The 23,992-nt window shown below is 38.3% G+C and carries 24 protein-coding genes and 3 tRNA genes; 15 read left to right on the top strand and 12 right to left on the bottom strand.

The features are described 5' to 3' along the window. The first annotated feature begins 1 nt into the window (after position 1). From BLW93_RS03810 to BLW93_RS03775, 8 genes are all read left to right on the top strand, one after another. Positions 2-1,204: a GumC family protein gene (locus BLW93_RS03810; RefSeq protein ID WP_076712785.1), complete on the top strand. Its 1,203-nt coding sequence runs from the start codon at positions 2-4 to the stop codon at positions 1,202-1,204. Next, on the top strand, positions 1,201-4,110 hold the full coding sequence (locus BLW93_RS03805; protein ID WP_076712784.1) for an SLBB domain-containing protein: 2,910 nt from the start codon (positions 1,201-1,203) through the stop codon (positions 4,108-4,110). Before BLW93_RS03810 ends, BLW93_RS03805 begins: the two co-directional genes overlap by 4 nt. 20 nt (positions 4,111-4,130) lie before the next feature. Continuing rightward, the gene (locus tag BLW93_RS03800) at positions 4,131-4,787 is read left to right on the top strand and encodes a YjbH domain-containing protein (RefSeq protein ID WP_076712783.1); all 657 of its coding nucleotides are present in this window, start codon (positions 4,131-4,133) and stop codon (positions 4,785-4,787) included. A 12-nt stretch (positions 4,788-4,799) separates the two neighbouring features. Beyond that, entirely contained in the window at positions 4,800-5,777 is a 978-nt protein-coding gene (gene galE, locus BLW93_RS03795) for a UDP-glucose 4-epimerase GalE (protein ID WP_076712782.1), read from the top strand. 1 nt (position 5,778) lies between these two features. After that, positions 5,779-6,126 (top strand): hypothetical protein, encoded by a 348-nt coding sequence (locus BLW93_RS03790; RefSeq protein WP_076712781.1) that lies wholly within the window; start codon positions 5,779-5,781, stop codon positions 6,124-6,126. Between the two features lie 76 nt (positions 6,127-6,202). Continuing rightward, positions 6,203-6,279, top strand: a tRNA-Thr gene (locus tag BLW93_RS03785). Positions 6,280-6,288: 9 nt separating this feature from the next. Continuing rightward, positions 6,289-6,374, top strand: a tRNA-Tyr gene (locus BLW93_RS03780). A 4-nt stretch (positions 6,375-6,378) separates the two neighbouring features. Beyond that, positions 6,379-6,455, top strand: a tRNA-Gly gene (locus tag BLW93_RS03775). A 4-nt stretch (positions 6,456-6,459) separates the two neighbouring features. Here BLW93_RS03775 and BLW93_RS03770 read toward each other — a convergent pair. Genes BLW93_RS03770 through BLW93_RS03760 form a run of 3 tightly spaced genes read right to left on the bottom strand, consistent with a single transcriptional unit; the run spans position 6,460 to position 8,677 of the window. Beyond that, positions 6,460-7,557, bottom strand: a complete 1,098-nt coding sequence (locus BLW93_RS03770) for an aminopeptidase (protein WP_076712780.1) — start codon at positions 7,555-7,557, stop codon at positions 6,460-6,462. 11 nt (positions 7,558-7,568) lie between these two features. Continuing rightward, entirely contained in the window at positions 7,569-8,300 is a 732-nt protein-coding gene (locus BLW93_RS03765; RefSeq protein WP_076712779.1) for a nitrilase-related carbon-nitrogen hydrolase, read from the bottom strand. Beyond that, positions 8,297-8,677 carry an HIT family protein gene (locus BLW93_RS03760; RefSeq protein ID WP_076712778.1) on the bottom strand — a complete coding sequence of 127 codons (381 nt, stop codon included), beginning with the start codon at positions 8,675-8,677 and terminating at the stop codon, positions 8,297-8,299. The genes BLW93_RS03765 and BLW93_RS03760 overlap by 4 nt, the downstream gene beginning before the upstream one ends. Before the next feature lie 61 nt (positions 8,678-8,738). Between BLW93_RS03760 and BLW93_RS03755 the strand changes: the two genes are divergently transcribed. Genes BLW93_RS03755 through BLW93_RS03730 form a run of 6 tightly spaced genes read left to right on the top strand, consistent with a single transcriptional unit; the run spans position 8,739 to position 12,884 of the window. After that, on the top strand, positions 8,739-9,338 hold the full coding sequence (locus tag BLW93_RS03755; RefSeq protein WP_076712777.1) for a hypothetical protein: 600 nt from the start codon (positions 8,739-8,741) through the stop codon (positions 9,336-9,338). A gap of 27 nt (positions 9,339-9,365) precedes the next feature. Continuing rightward, complete coding sequence (locus tag BLW93_RS03750) at positions 9,366-10,007, top strand: lysophospholipid acyltransferase family protein (protein ID WP_076712776.1); 642 nt, start codon at positions 9,366-9,368, stop codon at positions 10,005-10,007. After that, positions 10,004-10,879, top strand: a complete 876-nt coding sequence (ispH, locus tag BLW93_RS03745; protein ID WP_076712775.1) for a 4-hydroxy-3-methylbut-2-enyl diphosphate reductase — start codon at positions 10,004-10,006, stop codon at positions 10,877-10,879. The genes BLW93_RS03750 and ispH overlap by 4 nt, the downstream gene beginning before the upstream one ends. Further along, positions 10,851-11,873, top strand: a complete 1,023-nt coding sequence (locus BLW93_RS03740) for a 30S ribosomal protein S1 (RefSeq protein WP_076712774.1) — start codon at positions 10,851-10,853, stop codon at positions 11,871-11,873. The genes ispH and BLW93_RS03740 overlap by 29 nt, the downstream gene beginning before the upstream one ends. Then, positions 11,846-12,307 (top strand): SsrA-binding protein SmpB, encoded by a 462-nt coding sequence (gene smpB, locus BLW93_RS03735; protein ID WP_076712773.1) that lies wholly within the window; start codon positions 11,846-11,848, stop codon positions 12,305-12,307. Before BLW93_RS03740 ends, smpB begins: the two co-directional genes overlap by 28 nt. A 1-nt stretch (position 12,308) precedes the next feature. Continuing rightward, a complete protein-coding gene (locus BLW93_RS03730) occupies positions 12,309-12,884 on the top strand; it encodes a flavin reductase family protein (protein ID WP_076712772.1) in 576 nt (191 codons plus the stop codon). On the opposite strand, the gene BLW93_RS03725 is transcribed toward BLW93_RS03730, so the two are convergent. The 6 genes from BLW93_RS03725 to serA form a co-directional block, all read right to left on the bottom strand. Continuing rightward, positions 12,859-13,668, bottom strand: a complete 810-nt coding sequence (locus BLW93_RS03725) for a hypothetical protein (RefSeq protein WP_076712771.1) — start codon at positions 13,666-13,668, stop codon at positions 12,859-12,861. The genes BLW93_RS03730 and BLW93_RS03725 overlap by 26 nt on opposite strands. A gap of 10 nt (positions 13,669-13,678) precedes the next feature. Next, on the bottom strand, positions 13,679-14,434 hold the full coding sequence (gene hisF, locus BLW93_RS03720; protein ID WP_076712770.1) for an imidazole glycerol phosphate synthase subunit HisF: 756 nt from the start codon (positions 14,432-14,434) through the stop codon (positions 13,679-13,681). A 15-nt stretch (positions 14,435-14,449) separates the two neighbouring features. Further along, positions 14,450-15,400, bottom strand: a complete 951-nt coding sequence (locus BLW93_RS03715; protein WP_076712769.1) for an outer membrane protein assembly factor BamD — start codon at positions 15,398-15,400, stop codon at positions 14,450-14,452. Positions 15,401-15,409: 9 nt separating this feature from the next. Continuing rightward, a complete protein-coding gene (locus tag BLW93_RS03710) occupies positions 15,410-16,885 on the bottom strand; it encodes an Rne/Rng family ribonuclease (RefSeq protein ID WP_076712768.1) in 1,476 nt (491 codons plus the stop codon). Beyond that, positions 16,882-19,305, bottom strand: coding sequence for a TIGR03936 family radical SAM-associated protein (locus BLW93_RS03705; protein WP_076712767.1), 2,424 nt, complete (start codon positions 19,303-19,305; stop codon positions 16,882-16,884). Before BLW93_RS03705 ends, BLW93_RS03710 begins: the two co-directional genes overlap by 4 nt. A gap of 117 nt (positions 19,306-19,422) precedes the next feature. Then, positions 19,423-21,015 carry a phosphoglycerate dehydrogenase gene (gene serA / locus BLW93_RS03700; protein ID WP_076712766.1) on the bottom strand — a complete coding sequence of 531 codons (1,593 nt, stop codon included), beginning with the start codon at positions 21,013-21,015 and terminating at the stop codon, positions 19,423-19,425. A 131-nt stretch (positions 21,016-21,146) separates the two neighbouring features. On the opposite strand from serA, the gene BLW93_RS03695 reads away from it, so the two are divergent. Then, complete coding sequence (locus BLW93_RS03695) at positions 21,147-21,854, top strand: DUF72 domain-containing protein (protein ID WP_076712765.1); 708 nt, start codon at positions 21,147-21,149, stop codon at positions 21,852-21,854. Here BLW93_RS03695 and flhB read toward each other — a convergent pair. The 3 genes from flhB to fliQ are packed head-to-tail and all read right to left on the bottom strand — an operon-like array spanning position 21,851 to position 23,910. Then, positions 21,851-22,891, bottom strand: coding sequence for a flagellar biosynthesis protein FlhB (gene flhB, locus BLW93_RS03690; RefSeq protein WP_076712764.1), 1,041 nt, complete (start codon positions 22,889-22,891; stop codon positions 21,851-21,853). The genes BLW93_RS03695 and flhB overlap by 4 nt on opposite strands. Before the next feature lie 3 nt (positions 22,892-22,894). Beyond that, positions 22,895-23,677, bottom strand: a complete 783-nt coding sequence (locus tag BLW93_RS03685) for a flagellar biosynthetic protein FliR (RefSeq protein ID WP_076712763.1) — start codon at positions 23,675-23,677, stop codon at positions 22,895-22,897. Then, entirely contained in the window at positions 23,674-23,910 is a 237-nt protein-coding gene (fliQ, locus tag BLW93_RS03680; RefSeq protein ID WP_281246665.1) for a flagellar biosynthesis protein FliQ, read from the bottom strand. Before fliQ ends, BLW93_RS03685 begins: the two co-directional genes overlap by 4 nt. Positions 23,911-23,992: the final 82 nt, after the last annotated feature.

The following is a 23,992-nucleotide window of genomic DNA, read 5'->3' as shown; positions in this document are numbered from 1 at the left end:
TATGGAAAAAGAACCGAGGGAGCAATTTCAGCCTCAGCCTTACTATATAGAAGATGATGAAATCGACCTTTATGAACTTTACTTAACCTTAAAAAGAAGAAAAAAAATTGTCTGGGGAATAACCGGACTTTTCACATTAATAGCGTTAATTCTATGTTTCGTTCTCCCCAAAACCTATAGAACAGAAGTAACTTTAATGCCCCTGGGAGGAGAGAGTAAAAGTAGTTTTGGCGCACTTCTATCCTCACTTCCAATATCACTTCCTGGAGTGACACAATCAGGAATAACAGTAGAGTCCATTCTTAAAAGCCGTATTTTAAAAGAACAGATAATAAAAGATTTAAACCTTTTACCCCTTCTATTCCCTGATAAATGGAATAATGAAACAAAAACATGGGAAGTTGATGAAGATGAAAAGCCGCCAACGCTTATAGATGGTGCAAAGGCTCTTGATAACCTTATCTCTGTATCCACTGATAAAACAACTGGAGTAATAACTGTTAATGTGGAGTTTAAAAAGGATCCTGAAATAACCTATAAAATTGCAGAAGACCTATTGAATGCCACAAACAAAATTCTTGAAGAAAAAACCTTTACAGTATCAAAAAAATACAGGGAATACCTCGGTAAGCAACTGGAGGAAGTAAAAAAGAGACTTGAGAAGCTTCAAATGATATATTCCAAATTTACACAGGGAAAGATAAAAGAGATTCCCATGCTATCTTTCGACAACAACACTATTAATACTGGCAAGAAAGAGGGCAAACTTATCGCAGAAAGAGAAAAGATAAAAGCTATTCTCGAAAGAGAGGGTCTTTCACCTCAAGACAAGAAAAAACTTCAAGATAAATTAAATGAGATAAAAAAGAAAATAAAAAAATTGAAGCCAACTAGCACCTTTGTATCTGTTCCAAACTATCAATTTAACCTGATGAGACTTAAAACAGAGCTTGCAATAACACAGGGACTTTATGAATCCCTTGTTAAAGAATATGAACTTGCAAAAGCACAGGAAATGAAAGACCAAATTGCCTTTCAGGTTATAGACCCCCCTTACATCCCAGAAAAACCTTACAAACCTAAAAAAGCACTACTAATAGCGGTAGGAACAATATCTGGGCTGTTTATCGGTATATTTGCTGCATTCTTTAAAGAATGGTTAGACAACGTAAAAGAAAGGCACAAATCGGAGGAAAACGGATGAGAAAATATATTTCTCTTTTAACGATAATCACCTTCTCTGTCGCATACATTCCTGAAACAATCGCTGAGACGATATCAGCACCGTTAACATCAGGAACAAATACCCTTATTCAAAGTCAACAAACGGGAACGATAACAAACTCAACTACCTCTATTCCTGGAACGGAAACTGGCAGTTCTCTATCTTCTGAAACAGAATCTAAGACCGTTGAGACGGCGCCATCTACTGAAACCTCACCTGTTAAAACAGTCAACCCGGAAACAGAGATAAGTTCTCAAATAGAAAAAAAGATAGAAAGTCTTACCGAAACAGCTAAATCTGCCGCTTTCACCGGCGAAATAAGTCCCATAGAGGCTGAGTTTTATACAAGAACAAAAACTTTAGGGATAAAACTAAAACAGTTTGGATATAACTTCTTTGTAGGTAAAAAACTGCCAGCTTTAAGCATCCCCGTAGATAAAACCTATATACTTGGGCCAGGTGATGAGCTCTTTTTATACGTAATAGGAAATCCTCCCAACATTGACATATCCCAAATAACAAAACTTGCAGTTGACCGAGAAGGAAAAATCTACATCCCTGGATTTGGTGTCTTTTATGTCTGGGGAAAAACGTTAGGTGAAGCTGAATCACTTATATCAAAAGCCTTAGGAGTTAACATAAAACTCACCGTTGGAAGGCTTAGAACATTCCCTGTTTACGTTTCTGGAGAAGTCAGAAATCCAGGAGCTGTAATTGTCACATGTGCAAACACTGTAATCGATGCCATAACAATGGCCGGCGGTATAAAAGGCACAGGAAGTCTTAGAAACGTAGTGATTAGAAGGACAACACCAAAAGGCATAAAAACAATCCACATAGACTTTTACAAACTTCTCCTTGAAGGAAAACCTATAAACATAAGGCTTAAAGATGGCGATGTGGTCTTCATCCCTCCGATTAAAAAGGTTGCAGGAATTGGTGGTGGTGTAAGAAGACCTGCTATATACGAATTAAAAGGAAAAGAAACACTAAAAGACCTTATAAAAATGGCCGGTGGTGTTCTCTCATCTGCCTACAAATATAAAGTTATCATTCAACGCTATAAAAACAACGAGTTTCTGGAAGTAGTCGAAGGTTCTCTGTCAGATAAGAGGTTTATGTCTCAGCCTCTCCATGGAGGAGATCTTGTAATAATCAAAAAAGTGATCTCCATTCCACAAAACGCTGTAATGGTAGAGGGCTACACAGCCTATCCGGGACTCTATGAATACAAGCCAGGAATGGAGCTTTCCGATCTGTTAAAACCTGACATGTTTTTAATAGATACCAACATGAAATTCGGACTCATTCTTAGGCAGTATCCTCCCGGAACGCCGCCTGAATACATAACCTTTATTCCGGAAGAGGTGATTAACGGAAAAGAAAATATACCCTTAATGCCCTGTGATACGGTCTATCTTTACAAGTTCGGAACAACAAAAAACATTGACTTCAACAAAGTTAAAAATGCCTTCGTCGTAGAAGGAGAAATCAAATATCCCGGCGTTTATGCTTACAAAAAAGGTATGAAACTTTCCAATATCCTAAAACCGGATATACTTACTCTAAATACAAATCTATACTATGCAGAGATCGATAGAAGAGATCCTAAAACCTTAGATATAAAAGAGATAAAAGAATTTGCACCTATGGACATTCTAAACCACAAAACTGACATCGAAATAAAACCTCTTGACGTCATAAAGTTCTATCCAAAGTTTCTCTTTTCACCAATAAAGGTTTCCGGTGCCGTAAAAAATCCCCACTTTATCCCCTACCACAGAGGGATGAAACTCTCTGATGCACTCTCTGGAATAGAATTTACAGAAGACATCAAAAAACTAAAAGCTGACATCTACAGAGAACTACCCAAAAATGCAAAAAGCGCCTATGCCCTTGAAAAGGCACAAAATATAGAAGTTCAAGCAGAAAGTGGTGCTGAGGCAATAAAGAGCAATATAACTTCTGTTTACCTATACAATCTCCTTATAAAACACGATACAGATGCCAACATAACGTTGAATCCTGGCGACAGAATTGTCATAAGAGAGGTAGCGCCTGACGAAATCGTTGAAAAGGTTTCTGTATCCGGATATGTGAAAAAGCCTGGAACATTCAAGATAACATCAAAAACCACCCTTTATGACGTTCTGAAGGCAGCCGGTGGATTTAGAGAAAATGCATATCCAAGAGGCATCATAATTTTGAGAAATTCTGTAAAAGCTATGGAAAAGGAAAGACTTTCCAAAGCCATCCTTCAAATGAGACAGGAGCTTGAAAAGGAACAAGCAGGAATAATGCAGTCTGATCTGTCTCAACAAGAATTGGCAGCAAGGCAGAGTGCCTTTGAATCAAAGAGAAAGCTCCTTGAACTTATGGAAAAGACACAGGTATCTGGAAGAATAACAGGCATCGTTGTTCCTAAAGATTTAGAAAATCTTAAAAACTCTCCTTACAACATTCTCCTTGAAGACGGCGACCAGATTATAGTTCCCAAAAAGCCGTCAAGCGTTTTAGTGTTCGGTGAAGTTTACAATCCTGGTGCCATCGTTTACCAGAAAGGAATGACTGTTAAAGACTATCTCAAACTCTGCGGTGGTTTAACAAAGGATGCTGACAGCGAAAATATTTTTATAATAAAGGCAGATGGAACAACGCTATCTTCAGATAAGAAATTTTCTTTTATAACCTGGAACAGTGAAGAAAGACGGTTCCTGTGGGGAACCCCGGAAAAAGAGATACTCAACTACAAACTTCAACCGGGTGATGCCGTAATAGTACCGACAAAAATTTACGTACCAACGATGTGGAGACCACTTATAAAAGACGTTATACAGATTATTTATCAGTCCGCACTAACAGTTTATACAGTTACACACATTTAACTGTGAGGTAGAGAGGAAGGATGAAAAAAATCCTGAAATATACTGTCTTAACAGCCATTGGGCTGAGTTCAGTTGCAGCTTACGGATACAGCGATCCAATAAACATATACGGCACAACAGGCTACATATTTACTCCCTCGGCATACATTCAACCTGAAAAGAGAACAACAGCAGGAACTGCTGTTACTAATGAATTTAAAAACATATTTGTATCATTTGTTCCTTTTCCCGGTCTTGAAACAGGATTGAGCTATGATCTAGATAACAGCAACAACAAACTTTTAAGTCTGAAATACCAGTTTTTGCCTGAAACAAAAACACTTCCGGCAATAGCTTTTGGGGGAAATATAAACGGCAATTCCCCATTTCACGGTGCTTATGTTGTTACAAGCAAGTATCTCGACATTCCTATTCCACAAACTGTAACATTAGGATATGGAACAGGAGTTTACGGAGGTTTTTTTATCGGAAGTGAAATTTTAATCCATCCTAAATTAACATTAATAACCGAATATATTGAACCTGACAAAACAGAATTGAAAAATTTAAACACCAAACCTGTGATTCATACAAATTTCGGGATAAAACTCATGCCCGTGAACAACCTACAGATAACTTTTTACTACAACTTTGGAAGAGAAGCAGGTATCAACCTAAATTATTCCTTTAAATTTTAAATTGGAGAAACAATGAAAATAGCAGTAACCGGCGGTGCCGGATACATAGGAAGCCATACAGTAAAACTTTTAACTGAGGAAGGTCACAACATTCTGGTAATAGATAACCTCTATAACGGCCACCGTGAAGCTGTACCAGACAATGCAACATTCATAAAGTGTGACATAAGGGATATAGAAAACCTAAAAGAAATCTTTAATGAATTTAAACCTGAAGCGGTTATCCACTTTGCAGCGTTCATAGAAGTGGGAGAATCGACAAAAAATCCACTATCGTTCTACATAAATAACGTCTCCGGAACACTATCCCTTCTATCTACAATGGAAGAAACAGGCATAGATAAGATAATATTTTCTTCCACTGCAGCCGTCTATGGAAATCCGAAAACCGTTCCCATCCCGGAAACAGAACCAGTAAAACCGATTAACCCTTACGGGCAGACAAAAGCCTGTGTAGAAAAAGCCCTTAAAGATATTTCCCAATTCAGCAATCTGAAATATGTCTCTTTAAGATACTTTAATGCTGCTGGAGCTGATCCTTCCGGTCTTATAGGAGAATCTCACAACCCAGAAACACACCTTATCCCTCTTGTTCTTAAAACGGCAAAAGGTGAAAGAGAACAAATATCCATATTCGGAACAGACTATCCGACACCTGACGGCACCTGTATTAGAGACTATATACACATAAACGACCTTGCGAAAGCTCATCTTTTAGCCCTTGAATATCTTATGAGCGGCGGAGAGAGTAACGTATTTAACTGTGGATACGGAAAGGGATATTCCGTAAGAGAGATAATAGACATGGCTAAAAAAGTTACAGAAAAAGATTTCAAGGTCGTTGAAGAAAAAAGAAGAGAGGGAGATCCAGCCATACTCGTTGCAGATTCAAAAAAGCTGAAAAGTATTCTTAACTGGAAAGCGGAATTTGACGATCTTGAATTTATAATAAAAACTGCTTGGAACTGGGAACTTAATAGAAGGTTTTAAAATGAAAAAAACTACTCTACTGATTGCCGTTTTACTTTTAATCTTCTCTTTAACGGCAAACTCGGCAACCGGATGGCTCAAAAAAAGAAGAAAAGGCTATATATACTTTAAACCGTTTGTAACTGTAAACTCACCCGATGTGGTTGTAATTTTCATAACATCTGAGGGAAAAGTATACAGAGGAGTCTGCAGAAAGAAAAAGTTTATAGACACGTGCACCGTAACCCCGGGCAAGCACTTTGATTCGCCCTATACGGTTATGCGATACATCGTCCTGGAAATCTCACCTCCGTATGCACCGAAGATTCTCAGAACAGGAACTGTAAGCACCCAGTTAAAAGAGAACTAAATTGTACGATTTTTTCCTCTATTTTATTGACAGAAGCAGTTAAAGTCCTATATTATTCACCTGCAAGTTTAGATGTGCCGGCTTAGCTCAGCTGGCTAGAGCGGGTGACTTGTAATCACCAGGTCGGGGGTTCGACTCCCTCAGCCGGCACCATAATTCCCTGGAGGGGTGGCCGAGCGGTCAAAGGCAGTGGACTGTAAATCCACCGGCTGACGCCTACGCAGGTTCGAATCCTGCCCCCTCCACCATTAGGCGGGCGTAGCTCAGCTGGCTAGAGCATCAGCCTTCCAAGCTGAGGGTCGCGGGTTCGAATCCCGTCGCCCGCTCCATTATCTATAAGACAAACCTGCCTTTGTTAATAACAACCTTCTCTTTCCCTGAATTTAGCTCAACAACAAGCGTGCTCTTTTCAACAATAAAGTCTATGTGAACATTCGCCCTCACCTTTCCACCGAAAGCACTGTTGTCACCAATAGCGATGTGGCACGTTCCTAAAATCTTTTCACCCTCAAGTATGTTGTCAAACCTAATAGCTCTTTCGTTGGTTCCTATTCCTAATTCCGCAATATTTCGGTTATTTTCTTCCTGCTCGAAAGTCAATTCAAGATATTTTACAAGTTCTGCATCTCCTTCAACCTTAACCACTCTTCCTCTCTCTACATAAAATCTCACAGGTTCCTTCAACTTCCTGTCCGGAGCCCAATTCGTAACAAATACTCCTTCAGTCGTCCCCTCAACAGGTGCTATAAAAGCCTCCCCTGCAGGTAGATTTCCAAAAGTTCCAGCAGAACATATCCTTCCCGTATCCGCTATCCCTTTTCTACCGCTTATTTCCATAACAATATCTGTTCCGCTTCCAGAAGTAATACGCACCCTATCTCCGGAAGAGAGAAGCTCAGCAGCTGCAATACTTCTTCTCTCCACTTCCTTCCAATCAGCCTGCATAGATGTATAAAACATAAATTCCTCAAACAGAGGCATACTTGCAAACCTTGCATCAAAGCGGTTACAAAGCTTTCTAAATAGAGTGTGACTTATAGAGTACCTGTTCACTGCAACAATAACATCCGGTATTTTCACGCTTTCAAGGATTTCCACCACTCTTGTTTCTTCATCATCGTTAATCTCTTTTTTTAAAATCTTCTTAAATAATCCCTCTCTTTTAAGTCTCTCAACTGCTTTTTTACCGAAAGCCGCATTCCAGACATCTTCTGGCGGTTCAATACCGTGCCTGCCAGTCGGAAGATAGGTATAATGAACCGCTTCCTTAACATAATCTTTTAAAATATCAAACATTCTGCATCCTATAGATGCTTTCTCCGTGTCAGTAATTATCAACAGTTTTTCTCCGCTTTTTAAACATAAGTTCTCTTCGGCCAATTTTTTTAGTACAGCATCAACCTCACTATCCTTAAAATCCGCAACACCCATCCTTTCACCTCCTATCTCATAGGAAGTTTTGTCTCAACCTGAGAAATTACAGCAAGATTGATATCTCCATGTATAAGAGACTCACCATCACCCGCTTCAGAAATTATCCTTCCCCACGGATCAACAATTACTGAAAACCCGGCCATCTCTCCAACACCATTTGAAGCCACAACAAATCTCTGATTCTCAATAGCTCTTGCTCTTAATAGCGTTTTCCAGTGCTCCCGTCTTGCTTTTCCCCACTGTGCAGAAACAGTAAAAATCTGAGCCCCTTCCTGCCTTAAATAGAGAAACAGTTCCGGAAAACGAAGCTCAAAGCATATAAAAGGAGCTATCACACCACAGGAAGTTTCAACAAGTTTTAGATCTTCAGAAATTTCACCTGATGAAAAATATTTGTCTTCATCAAAAGGAGAAAACAGTTTTATCTTAGCTCTTGAAAGCACTTCTTTCCCTTTATCTACAACTTTTACAACATTGTAAAAAGTGCCGTTAACTTTCTCAAGAATCGTAAAAACGAAAACAGAAGAAAAAGATTCTGAAAACATTCTCAGAGAATCAAAAACCGAATAAGAAAACTCTGCAGCTCTATCAAGATTTTCGTAATCAAAACCGGTAAGAAAAACCTCGGGAAAAACAACCAGTGAAAAGGGAGAACTGAAGTTAAGAAATGTCAGTGCTCTGTTCCAATTTCGCTCATACTGCCCCGCAACCGTCTCAAATTGAATAGCAAAAGCTTTCACAGCCGCCTCTTATAAATTCTTCTCTCTGGAATAACTCCCCTGACACCACCTGTCGGGTTGTCAATATCACCTTCATACCTTGGGATAAGGTGAACGTGCAAGTGAAATATCGTCTGACCTGCAGCCTTCCCTATGTTAACACCAATATTGTAACCATCAGGATGAAAATTCACATCAAGCAACTTTTTTCCCTCTTCTATTAACTCCAGTATAGAATCTCTTTCCTCCTTCGTAATATCAAACCAGCTACTAACATGCCTTTTGGGAATAATAAGCATATGTCCTGGTGTTACTGGATACTTATCAAATATGGCAAAGCTATACTCATTAGAAAGAACAACTGGTAACTCTTCCCTCCTGCAGAACGGACAATTCATTATTTCCTCTTATAAGGTTTTGGTAAAATAGATTATAAAGAGTTCTAACCGAGAGGTAAATATGAAAAAGGTCTTATCTCTAATAATCGGCATTTTGTGCTTTTCTTTTTCATCGGCAAGAGCTGGCTATAGAACAATGTATGAATTCAACAAAACATATATGTCCGGAAAAAAAGCCTTCGTAATCATTGGTTATTCAGCAAGCAATGAACCCACATTTGATAACTGCAGAAATATTGAAATCGGAGTATTAACCTATAGAAACTATCTGCGGCACGGATACAGTTTTCTTTTTGGCTGGAAAAATTTTGAAAGTGACGGAATTAGAAAGGTAGATTTTACATATAACTTCATCCTGCAGTTCCCATTTATAGGAGCAAATAGAGAAATCATAGCCGTTGGTAATAGTTTCACACTTGTTCCTTTTCTGGGAATAGGAATAGGTGGAGGTTTAAGAACCGATAACTTTCCAGATGTTTACAAATTCAGTGATACAGGCGATTGGTTCAGAGATACAATAGAAAACTATGTAGTTGCCAGAGTAAAAACCGGTTTTGATTTAACAGTTGCTCCGGGACTGGCATTTCAACTTATGTATTCCAAAAATCTTACAATGGACAAAGCATCAACCGTATGGGCGGGTATAAATGTTGATTTTTAAAATACAACTGCTGTTTTAAAAGGTGCTATGGAACCAATTGTTAAATCTTATCCATGGTTAAAGAGAAAAAGAGCTTACTACATTTGGCTAAAAACTGTAGGTGCACTAATAGCGAAGTTAGGGCACCTTCAGGTAGAAGGAAAGGAAAACATACCTGAAGAGGGTCCTATCTTGGTTGTTTCAAACCACAGAAGTTTTGTTGATCCACCCCTTGTAGCCTATGCCGTTATGAAAAGGCCTGTTTTCTTTATGGCGAAAGAAGAACTCTTTAAAACACCTATTCTCTCCAGCCTGATAAAGCATTGGGGAAACGGTTTCCCCGTAAAAAGAGGAAGTTCAGACCTTAAAGCTCTTAAAACTGCCCTTGCTGTTCTTAAAAAAGGTGAACTTCTTGCCATATTTCCTGAAGGGACAAGAGCACCAACAGAAAAGTTTTTAAAACCAAAAATAGGCGCAGGAATGATAGCTGTAAAGGCAAATGTCCCTGTTGTGCCGTGCTTAATAAACGGAAGCGAAGAGCTCCTTCCAAAAGGAGCAAAATTTTTAAAAACGGCAAATGTTAAAATCAAATTTGGAAAACCTTTCAAACTTAACCTTGAAGATAAAAAGGAAAATTACATAAAAGCTGCAAATCTTATGATGGATAAAATCAAGGAGCTTAAAGATTGAAGATCGTAATAGCAAGAAGCGGCGGTTTTTGCTGGGGCGTTAAAAGAGCAGTAAATATGGCTATTGAAGCTACTAAAGAGAAAGGGATTGTATACTCTTTAGGTGAACTCATTCACAATCCCCAGGAAATCAAAAGACTCGAAAATCTGGGCATAAAAAAGATCAATTCCGTAGACGAAATAATTCCCGAAACAACGGTAATAATAAGATCCCATGGCGTTCCTCCAAAAACAATAAAGGCATTAAAGGAAAAAAATGTGAAGATAATAGATGCAACCTGTCCTTTTGTTAAAGCAATTCAAGATAAGGCTGTTTCCCTTGAAAAAGAGCATTTCCCTGTCTGCATACTTGGAAACAGTAAACACCCGGAAGTAATAGGTATTGCCGGTCATGTAAGAGATCCCTTTATCCTCGAAACAAAAGAAGACGTGGAAAAAATTCCTGAAATGCCAAAATTGGGCGTCGTATGTCAAACAACCCTCAATTCTGAATTTCTATCTCTGGCAACATCTATACTTGTCCACAAGATAAAAGAGATAAAAATCTACAACACGATATGCAAAGCGACAAAAGTCCGACAGGAAGAGGCAAGAAAGTTAGCCCAAGAAGTTGATCTGATGATAATAATAGGCGGGAAAAACAGCTCCAACACAACGAAACTTTATCTTATTTCAAAAAAAGTAAATAAAAACAGCTATCACATAGAATCTGCTGATGAAATAAAAGAAGAATGGTTCGATAATATAAAAAGTGTGGGTATAACGGCAGGAGCATCAACACCTCAATGGATTATCGAAGAGGTGGTGGGAAGGGTAGAGACTATTTCCAAAAGGGGACAAGCAGTTGAAAGAGGATTTTGCAAAACTACTTGAGGAATATTTTGAAAAAAGGGAAAGAAAAAACGACATAATAGAGGGAACAATAATAAAAATAAACGGAAGAGACGTATTTGTAGATTATGGGGGGAAATCAGAAGGAATCGTTCCGATAGAAGAGTTTGAAAAACACCCTGAAGTCGGCAAAAAAGTAGAAGTATGCATAGTAGAACCAGAAACCGAAGACGGTTACGCCCTACTATCCATATCAGCTGTCAAGAGTTTAAAGAAATGGGAAGAAATGGCAAACCTCCTTGAAAAAGAAAAAATAGCCACAGGGATTATAAAGCAAAGAGTAAGGGGTGGTTATAAAGTAGACATAGGAAACGGAATCTTTGCATTTCTTCCGCTTTCGCAGGTTGACATAATTCCAGTTACAAGGCCTGATAACTGGCTCGAAAAAAGAATAAAAGCGAAAGTCCTGTCCATAGATAGAAAAAGGCAGAGCATTGTTATATCAAGAAGACAGCTAATAGAGGAAGAAAGGGCAAGAAAAAGAAAAGAGATTATTAAAAAACTTAAAGAAGGTGATGTTGCGGAAGGAACCGTCAAAAACATCGTTGATTTTGGAATATTCGTTGATGTAAACGGCGTAGATGGCCTTATTCATAAAAGTGATATTTCATGGTCAGGACTTAAATCTCCATTTGAAGTTACTTCCATAGGGAAAAAGATAAAGGTAAAAATCATAAAGGTAGACAAAGAAAAAGAGAGGTTATTCCTCTCTATTAAACGTTTAACGGAAGACCCTTTCGAAAAGATAGAAGAGACAATAAAGCCGGGGCAAACGGTGAAGGGAAAGGTTGTCAGAATCTCCTCAAAAGGTATATTTATTGAACTACTAGAAGATATAACTGGATTTGTGCCCGTAGAATCATTAAAGGGACGGAAACTCCGCGAAAAGAGGACATATGCATTCACCGTAGAAAGAATAGACAAAGAGAAAAGGAGAGTTATACTGAGATGTCAGGAAAAAGAACCCCGGAAATAAAGAATAAAAAGGCTTTTTATGACTATGAAATACTGGAAAAGTATGAAGCGGGCATTGAACTTAAAGGAACAGAGGTAAAGTCTTTAAGAGAAGGAAAGGCAAACCTGAGAGATTCATTTGTCAGGATAGATAACGACGAAGCTTACCTTTTTAACGCATACATAGCCCCCTACACCCACGGAAATCTGTTTAACCACGAACCGACAAGGCGGAGAAGACTTCTCCTTCATAAGAGGGAAATAAAAAGACTGCTCGGGAAATCCCAGGAGAAAGGCTTAACAATTGTTCCCCTGAGAATGTATTTCAACAACAGAGGAAAGGTAAAGGTAGAAATTGCCCTTGCAAAAGGTAAAAAGCTCTACGACAAAAGAGAAACCATAAAGAGAAGAGAACAAGAAAGAGAAGCACAGAAAGCTTTAAAATACTGGAGATAGAATGAAAGTAGCAGAAGTAGGCAAGTGTGAACAAAGGAAAATCAGCAAACTTATTTTCAACACCGTTGTTCCAAGACCTATAGCCTGGATAACAACCGTTTCCAAAACCGGTGTTGTAAACCTTGCTCCTTTCAGCTTTTACAATGCCATAACGACAAAACCACCTCTTGTTTTCATATCAATAGGCAAAAGGAAAGACGGCTCAGAAAAAGATACAACAAGAAACATAAAGGAGACCGGAGAGTTCGTCATAAACGTGGTAACGAAGGATTTGCTGGAGAAAATGATAAAAACCGGTGAGGATTTACCTCCAGACGAAAGCGAAGTTGAAAAGTTTAACGTGGAAACTGTTCCTTCAAAAAAGGTAAAACCACCCATCGTCAAAGGTGTTCCGGCAGCCCTGGAATGTAAACTGAAAGAGATTTTAGAAATCGGCGATACACCTATGAGTGTAATTATAGGAGAAGTCGTGGCAATACACTACACGGAAGAAATTCTCCAATCTTCAAAAAACATTGTCGGAAGGTTGGGCGGAAAAAGATATACAGTTATTAATGAGGAAATAGAACTTCGTTAGAGTGCTCTACATAATCAACGCACTTTTCCCAATCCTCTTTGAAAAATTCTCTTATCTTTTCAAGTTTTTTCCTATCAGGCATAAAGTTAACCTCTGGAACAAATCTATCAGGAACATATTTTGACAGATAAAGAACAGGATATCTTATAGGATAAACAAAAAGATACTTTTTAATCTTACTATCGCCGGGAACAAGATCAATGTGTTTTGAAAGTACGTATATAAATTTCAGTTGTTTTTCGCTGTAGGAAGTGTGCTTTTTTGAAAATTTAATCCTGCTTTTGTCGTAAGTAGTTCCCGTATAGGCAGCTATTTTATCAAGAAAACTTTTAGGATTACTCCTTAACTCATCGTATAGAAGAACAAGCGGCTTTTTTGTAAAGTGTCTCTCTAAAAATTTTATTTTTTTATAGAAAAGCATGTGTTCTATCCTAAAAAATCCTGTGTTATTGAGGTTAAAAAACTCATCAAAAGAAAATCTGTGACCGTTTTTTATAAATCGCTTATACTGTGAAAGAATCCATTCATCATGCCTTCTCAACACCATAATAGCACCGGCATCTGGAAAATCCGATGAAAACCACTTTACTTCTCTTTCAAACTGACGGTCAAATTCTCTTGAAACAAGAAATTTTCCCTCTCCAGCCTTTTTAATTATCTCCTTACTCTTTTTATACTTTGTCATGTGTATGTAATTAACACCTTTAAGAGCAGGAAAAAAAACAAACTGAAGATACTTTGAACCAGTTTTTCCAAGACCAACGTGAAAATAGACTTCAACCATAAATAACCCCTTACAATCTAACAGTTACACCTCTTTCTTTCAGATACTCTTTCAACTCTCTTATCGTCATCTCTTTAAAGTGAAAAACAGAGGCAGCAAGAACTGCATCTGCCTTACCCTCAACAAGTCCTTCGTAAAAGTGCTCTTTCGTTCCCGCTCCACCGGAAGCGATAACAGGAACAGAAACAGCATCGGAAATCGCCCTCGTTAACTCTATATCGTAACCTGCCTTGGTCCCATCTCTGTCCATTGATGTCAAAAGTATCTCTCCGGCTCCAAGTTCAACAACCTTTTTAGCCCATTCAATAGCATCAATACCTGTGGGTGTTCTTCCTCCGTGGATATAAACTTCCCAGGAATCTCCACTTCTCCTTGCATCTATGGCAACAACAATACACTGAGAACCGAAAATTCTGGCTCCTTCAGAAATAAGTTCGGGATTTTTAACAGCAGCCGTGTTTATGGAAACCTTATCGGCACCGGCGTTCAACAGATTCCTTATATCCTCTACAGTTCTTACACCACCACCAACGGTAAGAGGCATAAAGACACATTCCGCCGTCCGCCTGACAACATCTATCATTATTGAACGCTTCTCATAACTTGCCGTTATGTCAAGAAATACCAGCTCATCGGCTCCCTGTTCATCGTAAACCTTAGCATTTTCAACAGGATCACCGGCATCTATCAGATTCACAAAATTGACACCTTTTACTACCCTTCCCTCTTTAACATCAAGGCAGGGAATTATCCTTTTAGCAAGCATAATAACCTCACAGATTTAAAGTGTTTCAAAAAACCACCTGAAAAATGGTTTCTTTACGGGATTTTCAACAGGAAAAATCTCTATCTTTTCACTTCCTTTCAATATATCTCTGGCTTTGGATGCATAAATTGAATCTGGATATTTCATTATCAGAGTTTTTAGATTCTTTTCTCCCTTCCTTCTATTCATATCTGCCAACTTTTGCCAGTTTTCAATATCTTTAAGAAGCAGAGAAATCCTCCTGTTGCAAACTTTTACTTCTTCGTCCGTTTTAGCCTTAGCCAACCTTTCCTTCTCAGCATCAAGCTGTTCTTTTAATTCTTCTATCTTCTCTTCCGCCTGCATGGGAACAAAATACTGAGCTCTACCTATCAAAAACAGAAGTTTATCAGGTTCTTCAACGTCACTATAAAGCGCTCTGGCCTCTTCATAGCGCTGAATGGAAGCGGTAAATTGATGAAGCATATCGTAAGTTAAGCCTATATAGACAATATGCTCTGCCAGAATTTTCCTGCACTCTTTTCTTATCTGTTCTGCTTTTTCTTTTAAAGGTGAATCGGGATAATTTTCTATAAACGTGTTTATCGCATCAAGAGCTTTTTTAGTAAATGTTTGATCCCATTGAGGACCTTTCACAAGTTGGAGATAGCATAAAGACAAGCGGAACAAGGCTTTATCTGCATATTTCGAAGCCGGAAAAAGGGTTAAAAACTCTTTATACTCAAGAGCAGCATCGGTATAATCTTCCTTCTTGAAATATGCATCTGCAAGCATTATCATCGCCTTTTCTCTCTGCTGGGGAGTTAGATCTTTAGAAAGAGCCTCTTTCAGATTTATAACAGCATCATTCCAATCCTTTTTTTCAACAGCACTTGTTCCTTTATTGAAAAGTTCCTGCCCTGTCTGAACCTGCTTTGCACATCCGGATATAAGAATAAATGCCACAATTGGCAAAAATTTTTTCACAACACCTCCTTAATCGCTCTTTGCTATTGTATATTTTTCTATATGATAGTTATCAACGGAAATGACTTTTATATCTTTACCGTAAAGTTCCTCTATCCGCTCTATTATATCTTTTTCATCTACCTTTAACTTTTCAGCAACCATTGGATGAGCATAAACCTTTATCTTTTGCTTTCCGTTCTCTCTTGCTATTAAAAGCAATTCCCTTTCTATTTCAAAAGCGACTGTATCGGCAGATTTAACCCTTCCTTTACCTTCACAGTAGGGACATGTCATCGTAAGGCTTCTACCGAGACTTTTTTTAACTCTCTTTCTCGTCATCTCAACAAGACCAAGATCAGACATACTCACTATTTTTGTTTTAGCCCTGTCTTTTGAAAGCTCTTGCTCAAGTATTTCTATAAGCTTCTGTTTGTTTTCTTCAGACTTCATATCTATAAAATCTATGACGATTATTCCACCGATATCTCTTAATCTTAATTGCCTCGCTATCTCCTTTGCAGCTTTGCAGTTAACACTAAAAGCCGTCTCTTCAAGGTTACTTGATTTTTTAAACTTTCCGCTGTTTACATCAATGGATACAAGAGCCTCAGTCTCATCTATAACAATATAGCCTCCGCCTGGAAGATAAACTTTCCTTGACAACGCTTTACTTATTGCTTCCTCAACGGGGTATTTCTCAAATATCGGCCTATCATCATCATAAAGTTTTATTTTGTCAGCAAGCTTCGGAATAAATGCTTTTGCAAAGTTAAGAGCCCGTCTGTATTCAGGAAGTGAATCTATAAGAACCTCATCAACATCATCAGTCAGAACATCTCTCAAAATTTTCGGAACAATTTCAAGGTCCTGATATAGAAGAAGCGGCGGTGGCTTCTTTTCTATCTTCTTTTCCAGACTATTCCACACCTTTAAAAGGTAGGATAAATCCTTTTTCAGGTCCTCTTCCGTCGCACCTTCAGCAGCAGTTCTCAAAATTACTCCGTAACCTTTGGGAACAATAGATTCTCCTATCTCTTTCAGACGTTCCCTTTCTGCTTCATCGGTTATTCTCCGGGAAATACCTATCTTTTCTATTGTAGGAAGCAAAATCAAATAGTGTCCGGGAATGGTAAGATTTGTAGTAACTCTCGGACCTTTCGTCCCTAAAGGTTCCTTCGTAACCTGAACTACTATCTCCTGCCCGGGAGACAAAACTTCTTCTATCGGCGGAAGCTCTATTTCATGATTATTCTCTTCAAATAATTCATCTTCAAATTCCCAGCTTACAGCATCTTTAACGTATAAAAATGCATTTTTGTAATGTCCCAGATCGACAAAAGCGGCCTGAATGGCAGGAAGTATTTTCAAAACCTTTCCTTTGTAGATGTTCCCGACAATGCCTCTGCTGCCTTTTCTCTCAACATAAAACTCCACCAGCTGACCTTCTTCGAGAATAGCTATTCTAACCTCTTTAGGAAGCGCATTTATAAGTATCTTCTTCATAAACCCACCACTATCTCTCTTTCAACTGAAACGGACGAAAGGTCTTTCCCTATCCAGAAGAGAAAATCCTGTATATTCAGTATTCTCCCGTTAACAACATTAAGGTGCAGTTCTATTATACCTTTACTGACGGAAAAATCGGCCACTAAAGGACTCACCTGAACCATCTTTCCCTTTCTGTTTTTAAGCTCCTGAGAAACTAAAATATCTTTAACCATACCAATATCAAAATCATCTTCTATTCTGTAAATGACCTCTTTCACCTTTTTTAACAAAGATTCCTTTTTACCAAGAGAAACCGCCTTTTTAAACCTTAAACCTTCCGGTAGCACAGAATTAAATCTTTCAATCAACCCATTATCAGGCGTAAACTCTTCATAAAGTTCAACTTCAATAATCTCATTTTTACTTTCCACACCTGTTGGAATACCGAGCAGGATAGAGAAGCGCGGATGAGGATTAAATCTCCCCTGATACTTTACAGGAATACCGAAACGCCGAAAAATTCTCGTAAATACCCTGTTAATATCAAGAAGGGAGAGAAAACGGCTCTTCCCTTTCTTTTCAAAAAAGAACGCTACTTTGGCAACAAGCGGAAATTCTCTCTTCTTGACTGGAGGAAGCGAAAACTCTACCTTCTCAGGTATAGGAAACTCTTTCAATTTTGTTATCTCATCCGAAGTACAGGCTCCGCAACCGTGACAACCGACAATCCTGCAGTCAGGCGTTCTCTCCTCTCTATAAGCTTTTTCTCTCTCTTTCAAAAGGAACTTTTTAGAAACAACACCTTTTATAAAATCCCAAGGGAGCGGTTCGTCAATCGTCTTTTCTCCAATTTCCTTTTCTATATCAATGCCAACCTCTTTAAACGCCCTCTGCCATATATCAAAACGGAAATGCTCTTCCCAGCTGTCAAGACACGCACCGTATTTAAAAGCCATCTCCAGCACTTCAGCCATCTTCTCATCTCCTCTTGTTAAAAGAGCTTCAAGAAGAGACATTTCAGGAGCGTGAAACCGAAGCTTGAACGACCTTGGAGCATGTTCTTTGATGTAGTCTATTTTTTTTCTGGCCTCTTCAAGGGATATAAATCTTTCCCACTGGAACGGCGTGAAAGGCTTCGGAACGAATATGGAAAATCCTGCAGCCAGATGTTTTCTTCCCTTATACTTTCTGCTTATACCGTAGATTTTCCAGAGAAGTCCTGCTAAAGCCTCTATATCTTTATCTGTTTCGGTAGGAAGCCCTATCATAAAATAGAATTTTAATTTGCTCCAACCTCTCTCAAAAAGTCCATCTACAAGAGAAAGAATATCCTCTTCCGAAAGATCCTTGTTTATAACTTTTCTTAATCTCTCTGTAGCTGCTTCTGGAGCAATCGTAAAGCTTGACTTTCTTATCCTCATAAGCTGCGTTGCAAGATCAGGATTAAAGCCTTTAACCCTCATGGAAGGGAGGGAAAGTCCTATCATTCTTGCATTACAAAACTTCATAACAGAAGGTATAAGTTCGTTAAACTTAGAATGGTCAGAAATACTTAAAGAGAGAAGTGAAGCTTCTTCATAACCGGTATTTTCAAACGTTTCTCCCAAGATAGAAACTATCTCATCCACACTTCTTTCTCTGTAAGGTCTGTAAGCAAAACCTGCCTGACAGTAGCGACATCCTCTTAGACAACCTCTCATAGCCTCAACAACTATTCTGTCATGAACGATTTCAACGGAAGGAACAACAGGACTAACAGGATAAAATTCCTTTTTCAAACCGTGAAAGACAGCTTTTTTAACAGGCCTTTTACCAAGAGACGGGACATAAACACCTTCCAAATCAACAGCTCTTTCAAGAAATTCCCTTTTACTTAAATTAAGTTCTTTTTTCTCTTTCATCAGACGGGCGAGCTCTACCATCACCTCTTCCCCGTCACCAATAACAAAAAGATCAATAAACGGAGAAAGAAGCACAGGATTTAACGTGCATGTTCCTCCTGCCTGAATTATGGGAAACTCTTCTCCTCTTTCAGAAGCTCTCAAAGGGATATGTGACAGCTCAAGGACTTTTAAAACGTTAGTATAGACGAGCTCCGTAAGTAAAGAGAACCCGAGAAAGTCATAATCTTTTACAGGTTTCATTGATTCAAGAGCATAAAGAGGAAACTTTTTCTCTTTCAAAAAAGCCTGCATGTCAGGTTTCGGAAGATAAACCCTGTGACATAGGGCAAAATCTGTAAGATTATTAATAACATGGTAAAGAATCTTCCCGCCTGCGTGAGACATTCCTATCTCATAAAGGTCCGGATAGCAGAGAATAAATCTTACCGGTCTTTCATCAAAGGAAACATTCAAAAGATTCATCTCAAGAGGAAGATAAGAACCGGGTTTTGAAATTTTCATAAGTTCCTTTTCAAATTCTTTCACATTCATTTTATTTTTCCCAGATGTTTAAGATAGAGAAGAAAGAAAATCATAAAGATAGTAAAACCTATTATACCCATACTATACAGAGAATAGGATTTAAAGGCGCCTCAACGGCGCCAAAAATTAACCAAGGTCTACCTTTTGAATTTCCATAATCTCAGGAAGTTTTTTCATCTCTTCAATAGCCCCTTCTGGAACATCATCATCAACAAGAATAACAGCTTTGGCTTCTTTCCCCCTGCCAACTCTTCCAAGTTGGAAACCTGCAATATTAACGTTGTGTTTCCCTAATATTGAACCAAGCTTCCCGATAACTCCCGGAATATCAATATTTTTGATGAGAAGAAACTTGCCTTCAGGGGAAAGATCAAACAGGAACCCATTAATTTCAACAATCTTAGGAAACTTATCTTCAATTACTGTCCCGGCTATTGAGAATGTTCCCTTCTCGGTTCCGCAACTTATTCTTATAAGCCTTTTAAAGTTAACACCTTCTTCCCTTCTAATTTCAACGATATTTATACCTCTTTCCTTTGCCAGGAAAGGTGCATTAATGTAATTAACCGGAAGATCAACAATCGGAGCAAGAAAACCTTTTAAGAAGGCAGCTGTAAACGCCTTTACATCCTCTCCGAGATCACCGTTATACTCAATAACTATTTCCCTGGAACGAGCACAGGCAACCTGAACGGCAAACTTTCCGAGTTTCTCTGCAAGTTCCATCCATGGCTTCATAACCTTAGCAGTTGTTTCTTCAAACGGAGCATTAACAGAGAACTCAACCTGTTCACCGCGAAGTGCCGCCAGAACCTGATTTGCAATAATAACCGCAACATTTGTCTGTGACTCATAAGTGTTGGCACCTATATGAGGAGTAACAATGATGTTCGGAGCTTCAAGAAGAATATTATCAGTAGCAGGCTCCTTAACAAAAACATCAACTGCGGCAGCTCTTACCTTACCGCTCACAAGAGCATCATAGAGATCCTTCTCGTTTATAATGCCTCCCCTCGCAATGTTGAGAAGAATAACTCCGTCTTTCATCTTTTCTATCTCTTTCCTGGTTATCATGTTCCTGGTTTCATCTGTAAGGGGAGTGTGAACAGTTATAACATCAGCTCTTTCAAGAAGTGTATCAAGGTTATCTACAAGCTCAACGCCCAGCTTTTCTGCTTTTTCTTTCTTTATATAAGGGTCATAAGCTATTACCTTCATATCAAAAGCTTTTGCCCTTATACCAACCCTTGAACCGATACGACCAAAACCTATGATACCAAGTGTTTTACCTGAAAGCTCAACTCCCATAAATTTCTTCCTGTCCCATCTCCTCTCATCTTTCAAAGATTTATGGGCATAGGGAATTTGCCGGGCAGCGGCTATCATCATTCCCATCGTATGTTCTGTTGCCGCAAGAGTATTACCGGTAGGGGCATTAACAACTAAAATCCCTCTTCTTGATGCCTCTTCAAGATCGATATTATCAACACCAACACCAGCTCTACCGATAACTTTTAGCTTTTTAGCTTTTGAAATAAGCTCCTTGTTAACCGGTGTTCCACTTCGTGTTATTATGGCATCATACTCAGGAATAATTTCAAGAATTCTCTCAAAATTCCTGAAAAGCTCCGGATCATAGGTAAGTTCTACGTCCGGCTGACTTTTAAGAATGTTTATTCCCGGTTCCGCAATGTGTTCCGTAACAAGCACCTTAAACATCTATGCAAACCTCCAGATTTTATTACAATGTTAAATACTGACATTTACAAAAACGCAGTCAAATTTTTAAAACTATGATAACACTTATTTTTATCTTTAAAGCATGAATAGTCAAGAAATGGGAGGTATAGATGTTAATCATTGGCACCAGCGGATTCATGTATAGAGAATGGAAAAACGTTTTTTATCCAGAAGGTTTTCCCATGTCATCGTGGCTGAGCTACTACAGCAGAATATTTAACGGAGTTGAAATAAACTCCACGTTCTACCGGTTACCTGCTAAAAGTTCCTTAAGAAACTACACAAAAGCAGATCTAACGTTCGTATTTAAACTGTTTAGAGGCATCACTCATTACGGTCATTTGGAAGAAAAAAACATAAAACCTTTTCTCGAGACAAAAGAGATACTAAAAGAAAAGCTCTTCGGATTTTTAGCCCAATTTCCGGCAAGTTTCAAACCAACAGAAAAGAGTAAAGATTTCATTATGAAAATATTAGATACCTTCAAAGAAATTCCCATAGTTTTTGAACTACGGGCAAAGGAATGGGAAAACGAAAAAAATTTCTTTAAAAACAACAACCTTCCCGTGTGTTTCTCGGACTTTCCTACCAGTCTAAATTGGTTTAACGGCGGAAACGCCACGGAAGAAATTGCATATTTTAGATTTCACGGAAGAGAAAAGTTATACGACTACTGCTACTCAAACGAAGAGCTTAAAGAGTTTGCAGAAAAGATAAAATCCGTAGAATCAAAAACAAAACTGTGCTTTTTTAACAATACGGCAAAGGGATACGCTCCTAAAAATGCCTTAAAGCTAAAAGAACTTCTAAAAGATTAAAGCTTTCTACGACGATAAATCTTTGCAAGTATCCGGGCAATAGCAACATAAAGCTCCTCAGGAATCGTATCCCCAACATCACACGATTCGTAAAGTGTCCTTGCTAACGGCGGATTCTCAACGATAGGAACATTATGTTCTCTTGCTATCTCCTTTATGCGCAGAGCTATCTCATCAACACCTTTAGCAACAACCGTAGGTGCCACCATCTTTTTCCGCTCATATTTTAAAGCAACAGCATAGTGTTCCGGGTTTGTTATCACAACATCCGCTTTCGGAACCTCTGCCATCATCCTGCGCATAGCGATTTCTCTTTGTTTTTTCCGTATGGCAGATTTTATAAGCGGATGTCCTTCCTGTTGTTTATACTCTTCTTTAACTTCTTGTTTTGTCATTTTCAAGTTTTCTTCATACTCCCATCTACGATAGAAAAAATCTATCCCCGCAATGGGAATAGAAAAAAGACCAAAAGCAAGAATAAGAATCAAAGTATATTTCATTATAAAGTAGGCCTGCTGATTTATAGAAAAGGTAAACATGCTGAATATTTCGGGAAAAATTGGTTTTACAGTGTAATAAGCAACTACAATAGCAACTGTTAATTTTAAAACATTTCTGAACGTTTCAAAAAATGTTTTCATAGAGAAAAGTCTTCCAAGACCTTTAATGGGATTTATCATGTCAAGCTTTGGCTGTATAGCTTTAGTAGAAAAAATGAATCCAAACTGAAGAACATTTGAAGCTATTCCCGAAACAAGTAGCGGAACCATAACAACAAGGGTGAGGATTAAAAAAATTTTACCCGTTAAAATAAAAAAAGAGGGATAAAATACATTATTACACTGGGAAAATGAATAACGAAAATAAGCAATAAGCTTATCAGAGGCAAATGGAATGTAGAATATCAGAACAAGAAACATCATTAAAAGAGTGGCTGCTATCGGAACATCCTGACTTTTTAATACCTGTCCTTCTTCTCTTGCCTTCTGACGCCGCCGGGGAGTTGCCTTTTCGGTTTTACTTGGATCTTTAGCCATTCATTAACCACCAAAAAGTTTAATGAGAGTAAAGAGATTCGATACCAGCATATCCACCAAAGAATTTATAGCATAAACTATGGCGGAAAATCCTACAATAAGGGCAAAAAGCCCTACAAATATCTGCAGAGGAAGTCCTACTATGAAAACATTTATTTGAGGAATCAACCTATTTATAAGAGCAAGGGCAAGATTTGTAACAAAAAGTGTAAGCATTATGGGAAAAGCCAGTTTAAAAGCAAGAGAAAACAGCAGAGATGCTTTTAAGATAAAAAATTGAAAAATACCATCAATATTAAATGAAACTGTTTTCCCCACGGGGATTACCCTGAAACTTGCCACTGCAGCACCGATTAAAAGCCTATAACTGCCGGTGATAAAAAAGACGAGATAAAAGATCAATATGTATAGTCTATCCAGAACAGAAACAACTCCAAATGTCGGATCAAACATATTAGCAACGGTAAGTCCCATTGAATAACTTATAAGCTCTGCAGCATAAGAGACAATTCCTAAAAAAATGGCCGCAAGAAGGGCAAAAGATAATCCTATGAACACCTCTTTCAAAACCATAGTAGCCATATCAATAAGCGCATAATGCTCTATAGGAACCTGAACATTAACAAGTAGTGATACAAAGAATGAAAGAGAAACAAGAAGCAAAACCCTGACATTTGCTGGAATCATAGAGGTGTTAACAAAAGGAAAAGCCATAAAAAAAGCGCCCAATCTGGAAAGAACAGCAAAAAACCCGCCAATCTGAGAAGGAGTAACAATACTGTTCATTTTAGCAACGACGCAATAAGGTTAAAGTTTTCCCTGGTATAATCAACGAGTTTTATCATCATCCAACTGCCGAATATAAAAAGAGCAATAATTGCCGCAAGAATCTTAGGAATAAACGTAAGTGTCATCTCATGAATCTGTGTTGCCGCCTGAAAGACACTTATGACCAGACCAACAATAAAGGTAATAAGAAGAACAGGAGTTCCAACGAGCAAAGTGGTAGTGTACGATATTTTGTGTAAGCTTGAGAAATGGGATAACCTCCTGGGGAACACCCCACAAATACCAACCCCAGGAGGCAAAAATGGAACTACA

The sequence above is a fragment of the Desulfurobacterium indicum genome (assembly GCF_001968985.1).
Taxonomy (GTDB): domain Bacteria; phylum Aquificota; class Aquificia; order Desulfurobacteriales; family Desulfurobacteriaceae; genus Desulfurobacterium_A; species Desulfurobacterium_A indicum.
This window is presented reverse-complemented; position numbering and strand designations above follow the sequence as displayed.